Origin of the sequence: Devosia sp. LjRoot16, assembly GCF_964252795.1 — a bacterium.
Lineage (GTDB): Bacteria > Pseudomonadota > Alphaproteobacteria > Rhizobiales > Devosiaceae > Devosia_A.
Genome location: NZ_CAXUPH020000005.1, coordinates 384,616 through 399,940, shown reverse-complemented (window position 1 = coordinate 399,940; position 15,325 = coordinate 384,616). Strand labels below are relative to the sequence as shown.

Here is a 15,325-nt window from a genome sequence, read left to right as displayed (position 1 = left end):
TGGGACACCCGAACACAAGCCACGTTGCTCAAAGGAGAATGTGATCATGGCTAGCTACGATTTTTCCCCCTTCTACCGTTCGACCGTCGGTTTCGACCGCGTCTTCAATCGTCTCGATGCCCTCGTGGGTCAGGAGGCGAAATCCTATCCTCCCTACAATATCGAGAAGACCGGCGAGAACGCCTACCGCATCTCGATTGCTGTCGCCGGCTTTGCCGATGGCGACATCGCCATTGAGAGCAAGGAGAACAACTTGGTCGTAAAGGGCGCCAAGGCCCAGGAGAGCGAGGACAAGTCTCGCGAGTTCCTGCACCGCGGCATTGCCGAGCGCGCTTTCGAGTTGCGCTTCCAGCTCGCCGACTACGTTGAAGTCGCCGGCGCCAACCTCGAGAACGGTCTGCTCCATATCGAGCTGAAGCGCGAAATTCCGGAGAGCAAGAAGGCTCGCCAGATTCCGATCAGCGCCTCGACCAAGACCATCGAGGACCAGACGGTCAACTAATCCGGTCTGATCCGGTCACGAACGACTTGGCACAACCAGGCGGTCTGTTCGCCAGGTGAATGGAAATGAGGGCGTGGTTCGTGAAGAACTGCGCCCTTGTTGTTTGTACAATACATACTTTTGCCAGCAACGAGGCCTTGCCCGCGGGCAACAGAACTGATGGTGTTCGGCCTCATCTTCTCGAGGAGCGTCACCATGCATCGCTTGGCCATCATCGTTGCTGTGTCCTTGATTGCTGCCTCACCAGCTCTCGCCGCCGAAACTCGCTGCGGCTGGTACATGAACCCCACGCCGGGCAACCTCTGGCTGATGGACAAGGACGCCACCTGGACCATTACCTCGCAGGCAGAGGCGACCGGCCCCGATGCCGAGGGCGTCGAGAACACCCCGGATTTCGATGACAAGCAGTTCGTCGAGACCAACAACCCGGGCAGCGGCTACGGCTATGGTTGCGCCTGCATGAGCGTCACCGTCGACAAGGCCGAGGAGCGCATCACCCGGGTCTTCTCGGGCGAGATCAAGCCACTCAGCGTCTGCAAGGCCGACAAATCACTGCCCAGCCCCGACTGATGGCGCGCGCTTCGTTCAAGACATCCACGCTGGCTTTGAGGAACCTCCGACGCACCCACGCCGTTCTCACGGCGTCCCTGCAACGCGTCACAGGTTCCCCAAGATGAAATCCCCCGAAATCGGCCTCAAGTCCAACACCAAGGCCGAAATGATCGACCTGTTGAATGCCCGCCTCGCCGACGCCATCGATCTGGCGCTGGTCACCAAGCAGGCGCACTGGAACCTCAAAGGCCCCACCTTCATCGCCGTACATGAGCTGCTCGACCAGTTGCGCGACGACGTCGATGAGCATGTCGACATCATCGCCGAGCGCGTCGCCCAGCTCGACGGCATCGCCCTGGGCACGCTGCAGACAGTGGGCAAAGCCAGCAAGCTCGCCCCCTACCCCACCGATATCAGGAAGGTCCCCGACCACGTCGCCGCCCTGGTCGAGCGCTACGCCGCGCTGAGCAAATCCACCCGCGAGGGGATCGATGCGGCGGACGAAGCCGGTGACGCGGATACCGCTGATATCTTCACCGCCTTCTCGCGCAGCCTCGACAAGAACCTGTGGTTTCTGAAGAGCCATCTGGAGTAGGCAACGGGGCCCGTTGCTGATCTTTCGGCATCCCACGCGCAGATCTCTCGGCCATCTCCCCCCTTGCGGGGGAGAATGGAATTTCTTGGGCTTAGCTACTTGGCTAAGCCTTAGAAATTCCAAGAGAGGGGATTTTGGCGGGCACGGTGGCTCCCCACGCCCCCTCTCTTGCGAAAACTAAGGACTTAGCTGCGCTAAGCCCAAGTTTTCGCTTTCTCCCCCGCCAAGGGGGAGAGTCCCGACTGATGCTCCGATGCATATGCTGGCCACCGACTACCTCTCTTCCTTTGCGCGAAGAGCCAGCGAGCACACTCATCCCCGCCGCGTCCCTGCCCGCGCCATCCCGTCATGCGGCCCCAGTTCCCGCTTCGGCGCGTCGAGCCACGCCCGTCCCACTTTTGCGAACTCCTCCATCCGCTCGGGGTTCAGCGGGTAGTTCAGCTGATTGCCCTCACGGGCATGCTCGCCGACCACTAGCAGGTGCACGTCGGCGTCGCTGTTGTTGAGGAACGAGTGGGCGATGCCGGTGCCGGCGGGAAATACCGCCGCATCGCCTTCGCTGAGCTCGTGCAAATGCCCGTCGATCCACACATCGGGACGGCCCTTGAGCACCAGCACGAACTCGTCCTCGCGGCTTTCGGCATGCGGACGCGAGGTGCGGTTGCCGGGCGCGACGATGTCGTAATTGATGCCGATGCGCTTCATTCCCAGCGCCGCCCCCATCCGGCTGCTCTGGCCGCCATGGTTGGTGTGCTTGGGGTTGGGGAACGGCGCGAGGCCCTTGCTGTAATGCGCGATAAACCCCGGACGACGCGGACGAGCTGCGCCATCGTCGCGGCTGCCGGCCCGCGCCTTGCCGTCATGCGGCCCGAGCAGCCGTTTCGGCGCATCGAGCCAGGCGCCGTTCCAGCTGCTGAATTCGGCCATGCGCTCGGGGTTGAGCGGATAGTAGAGCTGGTTGCCCGGCAGTTCGTGCTCGCCGAGGATGATCAGCTGCATGTCCTCGTCGCTGTTATTAAGGAAGCTGTGGGCGATTCCAGTACCGCCGGGAAACGCCACGGCGTCGCCGGCCTCGAGCGGATGGAGCTTGCCGTCGATCCACACGTCGGGTTTGCCGCCGAGGACGAAGACGAACTCCTCCTCTTGGCTTTCGGCATGCGGAAACGACGAACGGCTGCCGGGCGGCGCCACTTCGTAGTTGATGCCGATATGGGTGAGGCCATGCAGCCCCCCGAGCGGATAGCCGAATCCCCCCATGTCGGCAAAGCCGCCATGGTCGAGCGGCCTGAGGCCATCCCGGATGTTGACGATGAACGATGGTCTCGGTGGCATTTGTGGCTCGGAGCGATTTCGCGAGGTGAAACATGTACATCCCGACAGCTGGATGTCGATGGGGCCGCTCCGGCCCAGGTGTACCGCCGAGTTCTCATCCGTTCGATTTCCTATAGCTGCAGCAGGGCCAAAACGCTGGGAATGCGGCTTCCTCAGGCGGCACATGGCCGCCAACTCCTACTGTTTTCCTATTCCCTCCCTGCGATCTCCTACGCCGGCTCAGTCACAACACGGCAAAAAAGTGTCCTCAGGCGCTTGCTCGTAGTTTGGAATTATGCAAATGTAGCCTCGATAGGACAGCACGTCTGTCCAATTTAGTGAGCGGCCGGTCTCCCCGGATGCGTTTCACACGCCGATCCGGCTGGACCGCTTGTCGATAGCGGAAACGGAGGGGTGGGGCCTTATCGAGCCCGTACGAGCGGCCATTTGGATGCAGAGCCGCTCCCCACTAAAGGATTGCGCACTCGGATTCGAGCCGTACACTGAGGTACGACTGGGGGCCGAAGGCGCGTCGAAAGGAACTTGAACACCAGGGCACTCGCCTTGGTCTCGAAGACGACTGCAAAAACAGAGGACTTTGCAAATGGCTGAACCACGGAACGGATCGATGTCACATCCCGTCACGGAAACCGCCATTCGCAAAAATGGCGGCTATCGAACAGATCTGCCTGCAGGCGTGATGCGGCCGCAGGCCGAGGGTCTTTATGATCCCTCGCGCGAGGTCGATGCCTGCGGCGTGGGCTTCATCGTCAACATGAAGAACCAGCCCAGCCAGAAGATCGTCCAGAACGGTCTCGCCATCCTCGAGAACCTCGAGCACCGCGGTGCCGTGGGCGCCGACCCGCTGATGGGCGACGGCGCCGGCATCATGGTGCAGATCCCACACAAGTTCTTTTTGAAGGAGAGCGCCCGGCTTGGCTTCCACCTGCCTGAGCAGGGCAAGTACGCCGTCGGCTTCATCTTCATGCCGCAGGACGCTGATCTGCGCCTGAAGATGGAACGCGTCGTCAGCAAGGTGATCGAGGACGAGGGCCAGACGGTCATCGGCTGGCGCGACGTGCCGTCCGACAACTCGTCGCTTTCGAAGGACCCCGAGATCGTCGCCACCGAGCCCTGCCACCGGCAGGTGATCATCGGTCGTGGCGACGCCATTGCCGATGAAGAGGCGTTCGAGCGCAAGCTCTACGTCATCCGCAAGGTGATGTCGGCCAAGATCTTCTCGGCCTTTGAAGGCAAGCCGAACGATTTCTACATCGTGTCGATGAGCTGCCGCACCCTGGTCTATAAGGGCATGTTCCTCGCCGCCCAGCTCGGCGCCTACTATCAGGATCTGCACGATCCCGACTTCGAGTCGGCGCTGGCGCTGGTGCATCAGCGTTTCTCCACCAACACCTTCCCGTCCTGGCGGCTGGCGCACCCCTACCGGTTCGTCTGCCACAACGGCGAAATCAACACCGTGCGCGGCAACGTCAACTGGATGGCGGCCCGCCAGGCTTCGGTGTCGTCGCCGCTGTTCGGCGCCGATATCCAGAAGCTCTGGCCGATTTCCTATCCCGGCCAGTCGGACACCGCCTGCTTCGACAACGCGCTCGAGTTCCTGATCCGCGGCGGCTACTCGCTGCCGCACGCAGCCATGATGCTGATCCCCGAAGCCTGGGCCGGCAACCCGCTGATGGATGAGGACCGCCGCGCCTTCTACGAGTATCACGCTGCGCTGATGGAGCCGTGGGACGGCCCCGCCGCCATGTGCTTCTCGGATGGCATCCATATCGGCGCGACGCTCGACCGCAACGGCCTGCGCCCGGCCCGCTATCTCGTCACCGAAGACGACGAAGTGGTGATGAGCTCGGAAGCCGGCGTGCTGCCGATCCCGGCTGCGAAGATCAAGAAGAAGTGGCGCCTGCAGCCGGGCAAGATGCTGCTGATCGACCTGAAGCAGGGCCGTATCGTCTCCGACGAGGAGATCAAGGCCGAGCTCGCCAACGCACACCCCTATAAGCAGTGGCTCGGGCGCACCCAGATCGTGCTCGAGGAACTGCCGGCGGTGCATTTCGAGCCCAAGACCTCGGATGTGCCGCTGCTCGATCGCCAGCAGGCCTTCGGCTACACCCAGGAAGATCTGAAGATGATCCTGCCGCCAATGGCCGCCACCGGCCAGGAAGCTGTGGGATCGATGGGCACCGACACCCCGATCTCGGCGCTCTCGAACAAGTCCAAGCTCCTCTACTCCTACTTCAAGCAGAACTTCGCGCAGGTGACCAACCCGCCGATCGACTCGATCCGCGAAGAGCTGGTGATGAGCCTCGTCTCGTTCATCGGGCCGCGGCCGAACGTGCTCGACCTCACCGGCGGCAACAGCCGGCAGCGGCTCGAAGTGCGCCAGCCGATCCTCACCAACGAGGATCTGGAAAAGATCCGCGCCATCGGCGGCATGGAAGACAACCCGTTCCGTTCCAAGACGCTCGACATCACCTATCCGGTGTCGGAAGGCGCAGAGGGGATGAAGCGGGCGCTCGATCAGCTGTTCTCGGATGCTGAGATGGCCGTCCACTCGGGCGACAACATCATCATCCTCTCCGATCGCTCGATGAACCGCGAGCGGGTGGCGATCCCGGCGCTGCTGGCCACCGCCGGCATCCATCACCACCTGATCCGCAAGGGTTTGCGCACCTCGGTGGGCCTCGTGGTCGAAACCGGCGAAGCGCGCGAAATCCACCATTTCTGCGCTCTCGCGGGCTATGGCGCCGAGGCGATCAACCCCTACCTGGCGTTCGAGACGCTGGCCGCCATGCAGGGCGATCTGCCGGGCGAGCTGGACGCGGACGAGATCATCTACCGCTACATCAAGGCGATCGGTAAGGGCATCCTCAAGGTCACTGCCAAGATGGGCATCTCGACCTACCAGTCCTATTGCGGCGCGCAGATCTTCGATGCGGTGGGCCTCACGACCGATTTCGTCTCGACCTACTTCACCGGCACCGCCACCACCATCGAGGGTGCAGGCCTCAAGGAGATCGCCGAGGAAACCGTGCTGCGGCACCAGGATGCCTTCGGCAATTCGCCGGTACTTGAGGACGTGCTCGACGTCGGCGGCGACTATGCCTTCCGCCAGCGCGGCGAGGCGCATGTCTGGCGCTCGGAGACGGTCGCCAGCCTGCAGCATGCCGCCCGTGGCAATGCCCGCGACAAGTACCGTGAGTTCTCGAAGCTCGTGAACGAGGTCGAGGACAAGTACGTCACCATCCGTTCGCTGTTCCGCATCAGGAAGGCGGACGAGGAGGGCCGGGCGCCCGTCGAACTCGACCAGGTCGAGCCGGCGGTCGAGATCGTCAAGCGCTTCTCGACCGGCGCCATGAGCTATGGCTCGATCTCGCTCGAAGCCCACACCACGCTCGCCATCGCCATGAACCGGATCGGCGGCAAGTCGAACACCGGTGAAGGCGGCGAGGAAGTCGATCGCTTCAAGCCGATGCCGAACGGCGACAGCAAGCGCTCGGCCATCAAGCAGGTGGCCTCGGGCCGCTTCGGCGTGACCACGGAATACCTGGTCAACTCCGACATGATGCAGATCAAGATGGCCCAGGGCGCCAAGCCCGGCGAAGGCGGCCAGCTGCCCGGCGACAAGGTGAACGAGACCATCGCCAAGGTCCGGCACTCGACTCCGGGCGTCGGCCTGATCTCGCCGCCGCCGCACCACGACATCTATTCGATCGAGGATCTGGCGCAGCTGATCTTCGATTTGAAGAACGTCAACCCGACCGGCCAGGTCTCGGTGAAGCTCGTCTCGGAAGTCGGCGTCGGCACGGTTGCCGCCGGCGTCGCCAAGGCGCGCGCCGACCATGTCACCATCTCCGGCTACGAGGGTGGCACCGGCGCTTCGCCGTTGACCTCGCTGAAGCATGCCGGCTCGCCGTGGGAAATCGGCCTCGCCGAGACCCAGCAGACGCTGGTCCGCAATCGGCTGCGCAGCCGCATCGCGGTACAGGTCGATGGCGGCGTGCGCACCGGCCGTGACGTGGTGATCGGCGCCCTGCTCGGCGCCGACGAGTTCGGTCTCGCCACCGCGCCGCTGATCGCGGCCGGCTGCGTGATGATGCGCAAGTGCCACCTCAACACCTGCCCGGTTGGCGTCGCCACCCAGGATCCGGTGCTGCGCGCCCGCTTCACCGGCAAGCCCGAGCACGTCATCAACTACCTGTTCTTCGTTGCCGAGGAAGTGCGCGAGCTGATGGCCGAGATGGGCTACACCCGGTTCGAGGAAATGGTCGGGCAGATGCAGATGCTCGACAAGACCGAGGCCATCGACCACTGGAAGGCCAAGGGGCTCGATTTTTCGAAACTCTTCCACAAGCCGTTCGCCCCGGAAGGCGTGGGGATCACCCACACCGAAAGCCAGAACCATCCGATCGACAAGGTTCTCGACCGTCGCCTGATCGCCGCGGCGCAGCCCGCGCTCGACCACGGCACCCCGGTCAAGATCGTCGAGACGATCACCAGCGTCGATCGCTCGGCGGGCGCCATGCTCGGCGGTGCGGTGGCCAAGCGCTATGGCCATGCCGGCCTCGCCGAAGATACCATCGCGGTGTCGCTGACCGGCACGGCCGGCCAGGCCTTCGGCGCCTGGGCGGCGCGCGGCATCTCCATCGATCTGGTGGGCGAGGCCAACGACTATGTGGGCAAGGGCCTTTCCGGCGCGCGCCTCGTGGTCCGGCCACCGGAAGAACGCGGCTACGTGCCCGAGGACTCGATCATCATCGGCAACACCGCGCTTTACGGCGCCATTACCGGTGAGTGCTACTTCCGCGGTGTGGCCGGCGAGCGCTTCGCCGTCCGCAACTCCGGCGCCATCGCCGTTGTCGAAGGCACCGGCGACCACGGCTGTGAGTACATGACCGGCGGCGTGGTGGTGGTGCTGGGCCGGACCGGCCGCAACTTCGCGGCGGGCATGTCCGGCGGCGTGGCCTATGTCCTCGACGAGGACGAGAGCTTCGAGAGCCGCTGCAACATGTCGATGGTCGAGCTCGAGCCGGTCGTCGAAGAGGAACGCCTCAATGGCCGCGACTTCGGCCACCACGGCGACCTCGAGACCATGGGCGTGGTCGAGATCCTGCACGACCTGCAGCGTCGCGATGCCGAACGGCTCTATCAGCTGATCGCGCGGCACAAGAGCTTCACCGGCTCGTCGCGCGCCAACCACATCCTTTCCAACTGGGACGAGTACCTGCCCAAGTTCAGGAAGGTCATGCCGATCGAGTACCGCAAGGCGCTCCAGCGGATGGAAAAGGCCCGTGAGGCCGCTCAACAGGTCGCGGCGGAGTAAGAACAATGGGCAAGATCACTGGCTTCCTCGAAATCGATCGCGTCGACCGGGATTACCTCCCGGTCGCCGAGCGGCTGAAGAACTACAACGAGTTCACCCTCCCGCTGGGCGACAAGGGCACCCGTGACCAGGCGGCGCGCTGCATGGATTGCGGCATTCCGTACTGCCACAACGGCTGCCCGGTGAATAACCAGATCCCGGATTGGAACGACCTCGTCTACAAGGGCGAGTGGCTGAAGGCGCTGAAGAACCTTCACTCCACCAACAACTTCCCCGAGTTCACCGGCCGCATCTGCCCTGCCCCGTGCGAGGCGAGCTGCACGCTGAACATCCCGGACACCCCGGTTAACATCAAGTCGATCGAGTGCGCCATTGTCGACAAGGGCTGGGAAGAGGGCTGGATCAAGCCGCAGATCAATCCGAACAAGACCGGCAAGAAGGTTGCGGTGATCGGTTCGGGCCCGGCCGGCATGTCCGCGGCCCAGCAGCTGGCTCGGGCCGGCCATGATGTGCATCTCTATGAGAAGGCCCAGCAGATCGGCGGCCTGATGCGCTATGGCATCCCGAACTTCAAGCTCGACAAGACGCAGATCGATCGCCGCGTCGAGCAGATGGTGGCCGAAGGCGTAACGCTCCATACCGGCGTCAATGTCGGCAAGGATATCACCGCCGATGAGCTCGCCGGCCGGTACGACGCCATCGCCATGTCGGGCGGCGCCGAGAAGCCGCGCGACCTGCCGATCCCCGGTCGTGAGTTCGACGGCATCCATTTCGCCATGGATTTCCTCGGCCAGCAGAACCGCAGGGTCACCGGCGAGCCGCTGAACAACGTCACCCCGATCCTCGCCGGCGGCAAGCATGTCGTCGTCATCGGCGGTGGCGATACCGGGTCCGACTGCATCGGCACCTCGAACCGTCAGGGCGCCGCTTCGGTGACCCAGATCGAGATCATGCCCATGCCTCCCGAAAAGGAGAACAAGGCGCTGGTCTGGCCGAACTATCCGGTGAAGTTCCGCATCTCCTCGTCGCAGGAAGAAGGCGTCACCCGTGACTTCGCCGTGGCGACCATCCGCTTCGACGGCGAGAACGGCAAGGTGACCGGCCTGCAATGCGCCCGCGCCGACGAGAAGTTCCAGCCGATCCCCGGCACCGAGTTCGTGCTGAAGGCCGACCTCGTGCTGCTCGCCATGGGCTTCCTCGGCCCGGTGCAGGAAGGCCTGGTGCAGGGCGCCGGTGTTGCCACCGACAAGCGCTCGAACGTCATGGCCGACACTCTGAAGTACCAGACAAGCCGCGAAAAATTCTTCGCCTGCGGCGACATGCGCCGCGGCCAGTCGCTGGTCGTCTGGGCCATCCGCGAAGGCCGTCAGTGCGCCCGCTCGATCGACGAGTGGCTGATGGGCAAGACCGATCTGCCGCGATAAGGCGATCCGCAGGAACGAATGAGGGGGCGCCTAGTGCGCCCCTTCTGCTTTTTGGTGCGTGGGGCTCCCCCCACGCACCAGCCGCTCGAAAGACCTCAGACCACGTTGATCTCGACCGGAATATTCCCGCGCGTCGCCTTGGAGTAGGGGCAGGTCTGGTGCGCCGCGGCGACCAGCTGTTCGGCGAGCTCGCGCTCGAGGCCCGGCAGGCTGACATTGAGCCGGGCCCTCAGGCCGTACTGCTCGCCTTCCATCACCAGGTCGACTTCCGCATCCACCGTGCGCTCGGCCGGCAGCGCCACCTTGAGCTTGCTGGCCACCGCGCCGATCGCGCCGAGAAAGCACGCCGACCAGCCGGCAGCGAACAACTGCTCGGGATTGGTGCCGCTGCCGAAGCCCGGCGGCGACAGCGCCACGTCGAGCGCGCCGTCCGAGCTGCGCGCCGTGCCGGCACGGCCCCCGCTGGTATGGGTGCGGCCGGTATAGAGGGTCTTTTCAATCTGGTTCATTGCTCTTCCGTTCGTTTCACATCGGGGCTTGGCAGGCCGCGCCAACACCACCATTTAGTTATCGCGATAATCATTACGGCGCGACTTGTGTCACAGCTCATGCAGCCGTACAAGCAAAAAGTTATCGCGATAATGATTTTGCGAACGGAGCTCTCCGATGGCCGAACCGCAGCGTGACCAGGAAGCGGGCCTCGCCGACTTCATGTGCTTTGCCGTCTACTCGGCCAACCTCGCCTACTCGCGGGTCTATAAGCCCGTGCTGGAGGAACTCGGGCTCACCTACCCGCAATACATCGCCATCGTCGCCCTATGGGAACAGGACGAGCAGACCGTCAAAGGGCTGAGCGACAAGCTGTTCCTCGAGCCGAGCACGGTGACCCCGATGCTCAAGCGGCTCGAGGTGATGGGTTACGTCACGCGGACGCGTGGCACTGAGGATGAGCGGATGGTCTTCGTGCGGCTCACAGAAACCGGCCGGCAATTGCGCGAGAAGGCCCGCGAGCTGTCGAAGATCACCTACAAGGCGGCCGGGCTGAACAGGGACGAGTTCCGCATCCTGCAGCGCGGCATCACCAACCTTCGCACCAACCTGATAGCCGCGGCTGGCGAGGCGTGAGCGCTGCTCCCCTCCCCCTTGAGGGGAGGGGTTGGGGGTGGGGGTGGTGAGGGACGCTCGGTGCTGACTGCACCACCCCCTCCCTCAATCCCTCCCCTCAAGGGGGAGGGAAGCCGGCCGGTGGTCAACCCAAGGTCAAGCCCAACCGCCCGATGAATACACACCAGTCGTGAGACTGGCTACGTCGCGCCCGCCGCCTCGAGCAGCTCGGCGATCTCGGCATAGCCACGCGCCCTCGCATGGGCCAGCGGCGTCACCCCATCTCCGTCGGCGAGGTTCACATCGGCGCCGCCCTTGATCAGGTCGGCGACGATCTCCTGGTAGGTCGACCCACCATCGGTGAGGATCACCGCCTCGAGCAGCGCCGTCCAGCCGAGCCCGTTGACATGGTTGGGGTCGACTCCTGCCGCGAGCAGCAACCGCACATTCTCGGGATGTCCCTTCTCGGCCGCCGGAATCAGCGCCGTGCCGCCGAAGCGGTTGGTATCCTTGAGGTTGGCGCCGGCCGCCAGCAGCAGCTTCAGGATCTCGGTCCGCCCCTCGGCGCCGGCATAGAGGTACGGCGTGTCCTTGCTGTCGTCCTTGGCGTTGACGTCGGCGCCCGTTTCGATCAGGACCCGCGCCGCCTCGAGCGCATTGGCGTGGGTCGCGACCAGCAGCGCCGTGCGGCCGCCGCTGTCGCGCACGTCCACTGTTTGCCCGGCCGCCAGCAATTGGATGAGAACTGCGGCATCATTGTCGCGCGCGGCGGCGAGGAAAGCCTGGTCATCGGCCATGGCGGGAACGGCTCCTGCGATAAGGGCAAGGCCGGCAAGAACGGCGCGGCGCTTCATTTCGGGTTCGGGTTCTCGACCTTGCCGACACCGAACGCATCGGCGCGTCCGACCGGCGCCTCGATCATCTGCGTCAGATCGAACCCGACGGTCGCCGCATCGGCCATGTCGGCCGTCACCAGGTCGGCAGCGCGCCGCGGCGTATTGGTGAGCGAGATCACCGCGCCTGCCACTTCGAGCAGCTTCATCTGCCCCAGCCCCTGATAGGGCGGGCGCATCATCAGCTGCGCGTCGGTGCCGAGCAGCGGATCGGCGACTTCGATCCCCACCGTGCCGCCGCCGCGATAGTAGTTCTTGAGGCTCTGGCTCAGGTAGAAGGCCAGCTTGTCGGCGCCGGCGGCGGAGAAGTGGATGCCGTCTTCCTTGCGCATGCGCACCTGGTTACCGTTGAGGTCGGGCCCACGCGCCGTGTAGCCACCCTCTTCGGTGGCGAACTTCTCATAGATATCGAGAAACTCGGCGCCCCCGCTGAACGCCGCGAGGCGCTGGATCTCATTGACCTGGATCATCGCCTTGCCGAACTTCGGCGCTTCCATCGGCGGCAGCCCGATCCAGATCGTCGGCTTGTTGGCGGCGCGCAGCGCCTTCACCACATTGGTGACGCGGGCCGAATACTCGGTGGTCCATTCCGGCGTCAGCGAGCCATAGACCTCGCCATTGAGGCGCATCTTCTGCCGGTCGTTGATGCCGATGATGACGACCGCGATGTCGAAGCCGTTGCCGGTAATCTGCTCACCGATGGTCTTGGGCCAGTCGAAGAAATCCGGCCTGACGAAGCTCGACGAGCCGACGCCCTGCGTCAGGATCGAGATGTTCGGGTCCTCGGCATAGAAGCGCTCCAATGCCTTGCCGACATCGGTCGCCATCGAGTCGCCGAACACGGCAAGCCGGGTCGCGCCGAGCGCCTTCTCGATCTTGGGCTTTTCCGGCGGCGGCAGCGCCGCCTTCTTCTGCTTTTTCACCACCGGCTTTTCGACCACCGGGGCTTCTTCCTGCTGCTGCTCGTCATCGCCGAACAGCAGGTCCATCAGCGTCCGCCGCTTCTTGCGCGGCGCCGGCTGTTCTCGCTGCGCCACGAGAATGCGCCCGTCATCGAGCTGCTGGGTGATCGCCGGCACGACGAACTCGGCCTCGCGCGCCTGCGCGAACATCGGCAGCATGTCGGTAAGCACCAGCGCCGCCACCACGGCGCCAACGACCCAGAGCACGAACCGGTTGGGTTTCTTCTGCATGGCAGCCATTTAGCTGACGAACGGCGGTGAATTGAAGACCGCTCGCGATAAATCTACCGGGGAGTGCTCTGCTTCCCTAACAGCGGGCATCGCTTGCCATGTCCCGAGAGAGCGACCAACCCTCCGCCCCCACCGGCGTCATCGAGTTTGATGAAGCTGCGGTGGTTGGCCGAGAACGCAGTTATTGCCCAGCAGCAGCGGCAGCAGCCACCAGCTCTTCATAGCTGTGCAGCGTGATGAACCCGTCCGCCACCTCGCCCTTCGAGGCCTGGAACTTGGCATAGGCAGCCTGGCTGACCGGCCCGATGCGCCCGTCGACCTTCCCCTCATAGAGCCCGAGCTTGATCAGCGCTTCCTGGATCCCCCGGCGCTGCTCGAGGTTGGGGAATTGCGTGTCCCGCGGCCAGGCGGTGACGTACTCGCCACGGCCCTGCAGCCTGTCCTCGAGATGCGAAATCGCCATCGCGTAGCTGTCGGAGAAATTGTAGCCCTTGAGGATCAGGTAGTTGTTCGTCATCAGGAATTTCGGCCCCTTCGCCCCGGTCGGAGCGTAGAGGAATACCGGGATCGAGCTATCGTTGAAGCTGGCGCCACCGACCCGCTTTACCCCGAGCTCGGCAAAGAACGAGATGGGCCGCAACTGGTCGCGCGTCGCCAGCAGGTAGTCGAACCCGGCCGGCACGTCGACCTCGTAGCCCCAGTCGAGGCCCGGCTTGTACCCCAGGCCTATGATGTACACAGCGGACGTCGCCAGCGCATCGGCCAGCGAGTTGTGCAGGTCGACCGCGCCGTCGCCATCGCCATCCGTGCCGTACTTGATGACGTTGCTCGGGTTGACTTGCAGATGCCCGATGGCGCCGGCCCAGCTGCCGACCAGCTTGGTGGCGTCGAGCGGCCCGCGTTGCACCAAGAGCAGCGCCGCAATCAGGTCCGCCGTGTCGCCTTCGAGCCGAACGCGTCGCTGATGCACCAGCGTTGCGAGGGAAGGGATGATCGGCCGGATGTACTGGGGATCGCCAAGCACCCGGCCGTAATTGGTCTCGATGCCCCAGATCGAGGCCAGCAGATAAGGATCAACGCCATATTTCTCGCCAGTCGCCGTCAGCAGCGCCTGGTTTTGCGCGATCGCTTCCTTGCCCTTGTCGAGGCGCCACTCGGTGACGCGCTTTTCGATGTAGTCCCACAGCGGCGTGGTGAACTCGGGCTGCGCCGTCACCAGCGCCGGCACATTCGCATCGGGCTTCAGCCCGTACATCGCCTTAGCGTAGGTCTCATGGGTGACACCCGCCGCCACCGCCGTCGCTTCAAAATTCTTGATGAAGGACTCAAAGCTCTCGACCGGTTGAGCGAAGGCCGGCGAGATGAGACCAAGGAACGCGACGACGAAGGCGAGGTGACGTTGCATGGCGAATCGCTACCTGTTTCGTGTGGCTAAATAGCGCTCCCAGTTCAGCGCCGCGTCAACGATCTCGGTGAGGTCGTCATGCGCCGGCTTCCAGCCCAGCACCTGCCGCACCTTGTCGGCCTTGGCGACGATCGAGGCCGGATCGCCGGCGCGGCGGGGCTCTTCGACCACCTTGAAGTCGACGCCCGACACCGCTTTGACCGTGCGCACCACGTCGCGCACCGAAAAGCCGCGGCCATAGCCGCAGTTCATGGTGACCGAGGCGCCGCCCTTGCGCAGGTATTCGAGCAGCAGCGCGTGCGCCTCGCAGAGGTCGCTGACATGGATGTAGTCACGCACCCCGGTGCCGTCGGGGGTCGGGAAGTCGGTGCCGAAGATCCCCATGCTCGGCCGCTGGCCCAGCGCCGCCTGCGCGGCGACCTTGATCAGGTGCGTGGCGGTCGGTGAGGATTGCCCGCTGCGCTTTTTGGGGTCGGCGCCCGCGACGTTGAAGTAGCGCAGCACCCCGTAGGTCAAGGGGTGCGCTGCCGCCACATCGGCCAGCATCAACTCGGTCATCAGCTTGGAGCGGCCATAGGGCGATTCCGGCATCAGCTGGCTGGTCTCGGCCACCGGCTCGAGCCCGGCACTGCCGTAAACCGCCGCGGTCGAGGAGAAGATGAAGTGCTTCACCCCGCCCTTCACCGCCGCCTCGATCAGGTTGCGCGAGGTCGCGGTGTTGTTGGCGTAGTATTTCAGGGGATCGCTGACCGATTCCGGCACCACGATCGAGCCGGCGAAATGCACGATCTCGGTGATGCCATGCTCGGCGATGAGTTTGCCGACCAGTTCCATGTCACCGGCATTGCCCTGAACGAACGTCGCCCGGTGGTCGATGGCCCAGTCGAAGCCGGTGGTGAGGTTGTCGAGCACCACCACCGCCTGCCCGGCATCGGCAAGCCGCAGCACCATGTGACTGCCGATATAGCCGGCGCCGCCTGTGATCAGAACCGTCATGGTCCCCAA

At 64.2% G+C, this 15,325-nt stretch carries 12 protein-coding genes; 6 read left to right on the top strand and 6 right to left on the bottom strand.

Features of this window, described 5'->3' with window-relative positions:
- Positions 1-46: 46 nt before the first annotated feature.
- From ACSQ23_RS23265 to dps, 3 genes are all read left to right on the top strand, one after another.
- The gene (locus ACSQ23_RS23265; RefSeq protein ID WP_055882966.1) at positions 47-502 is read left to right on the top strand and encodes an Hsp20 family protein; all 456 of its coding nucleotides are present in this window, start codon (positions 47-49) and stop codon (positions 500-502) included.
- A 195-nt stretch (positions 503-697) separates the two neighbouring features.
- Entirely contained in the window at positions 698-1,072 is a 375-nt protein-coding gene (locus ACSQ23_RS23260; RefSeq protein WP_082528326.1) for a DUF4087 domain-containing protein, read from the top strand.
- A 103-nt stretch (positions 1,073-1,175) separates the two neighbouring features.
- Positions 1,176-1,649, top strand: coding sequence for a DNA starvation/stationary phase protection protein Dps (gene dps, locus ACSQ23_RS23255; RefSeq protein WP_055882962.1), 474 nt, complete (start codon positions 1,176-1,178; stop codon positions 1,647-1,649).
- Between the two features lie 312 nt (positions 1,650-1,961).
- Here dps and ACSQ23_RS23250 read toward each other — a convergent pair whose 3' ends face one another.
- Positions 1,962-2,981 carry a cupin domain-containing protein gene (locus ACSQ23_RS23250; protein ID WP_248310569.1) on the bottom strand — a complete coding sequence of 340 codons (1,020 nt, stop codon included), beginning with the start codon at positions 2,979-2,981 and terminating at the stop codon, positions 1,962-1,964.
- Positions 2,982-3,660: 679 nt separating this feature from the next.
- Here ACSQ23_RS23250 and gltB point away from each other — a divergent pair.
- Positions 3,661-8,301, top strand: a complete 4,641-nt coding sequence (gltB, locus tag ACSQ23_RS23245) for a glutamate synthase large subunit (RefSeq protein WP_248310573.1) — start codon at positions 3,661-3,663, stop codon at positions 8,299-8,301.
- A gap of 5 nt (positions 8,302-8,306) precedes the next feature.
- Positions 8,307-9,725: a glutamate synthase subunit beta gene (locus ACSQ23_RS23240; RefSeq protein WP_055882961.1), complete on the top strand. Its 1,419-nt coding sequence runs from the start codon at positions 8,307-8,309 to the stop codon at positions 9,723-9,725.
- Positions 9,726-9,820: 95 nt separating this feature from the next.
- Here ACSQ23_RS23240 and ACSQ23_RS23235 read toward each other — a convergent pair whose 3' ends face one another.
- Entirely contained in the window at positions 9,821-10,234 is a 414-nt protein-coding gene (locus ACSQ23_RS23235; protein WP_055882959.1) for an organic hydroperoxide resistance protein, read from the bottom strand.
- Positions 10,235-10,391: 157 nt separating this feature from the next.
- Between ACSQ23_RS23235 and ACSQ23_RS23230 the strand changes: the two genes are divergently transcribed.
- Entirely contained in the window at positions 10,392-10,850 is a 459-nt protein-coding gene (locus ACSQ23_RS23230) for a MarR family winged helix-turn-helix transcriptional regulator (RefSeq protein WP_055882957.1), read from the top strand.
- 179 nt (positions 10,851-11,029) lie between these two features.
- On the opposite strand, the gene ACSQ23_RS23225 is transcribed toward ACSQ23_RS23230, so the two are convergent.
- The 4 genes from ACSQ23_RS23225 to galE form a co-directional block, all read right to left on the bottom strand.
- Positions 11,030-11,626, bottom strand: a complete 597-nt coding sequence (locus tag ACSQ23_RS23225; protein WP_436092159.1) for an ankyrin repeat domain-containing protein — start codon at positions 11,624-11,626, stop codon at positions 11,030-11,032.
- Between the two features lie 53 nt (positions 11,627-11,679).
- Positions 11,680-12,915 (bottom strand): SGNH/GDSL hydrolase family protein, encoded by a 1,236-nt coding sequence (locus ACSQ23_RS23220; RefSeq protein ID WP_197421309.1) that lies wholly within the window; start codon positions 12,913-12,915, stop codon positions 11,680-11,682.
- Positions 12,916-13,096: 181 nt separating this feature from the next.
- Positions 13,097-14,320, bottom strand: coding sequence for a lytic murein transglycosylase (locus ACSQ23_RS23215; RefSeq protein WP_055882952.1), 1,224 nt, complete (start codon positions 14,318-14,320; stop codon positions 13,097-13,099).
- Between the two features lie 9 nt (positions 14,321-14,329).
- Entirely contained in the window at positions 14,330-15,316 is a 987-nt protein-coding gene (gene galE, locus ACSQ23_RS23210; RefSeq protein ID WP_055882950.1) for a UDP-glucose 4-epimerase GalE, read from the bottom strand.
- Positions 15,317-15,325 lie beyond the last annotated feature (9 nt).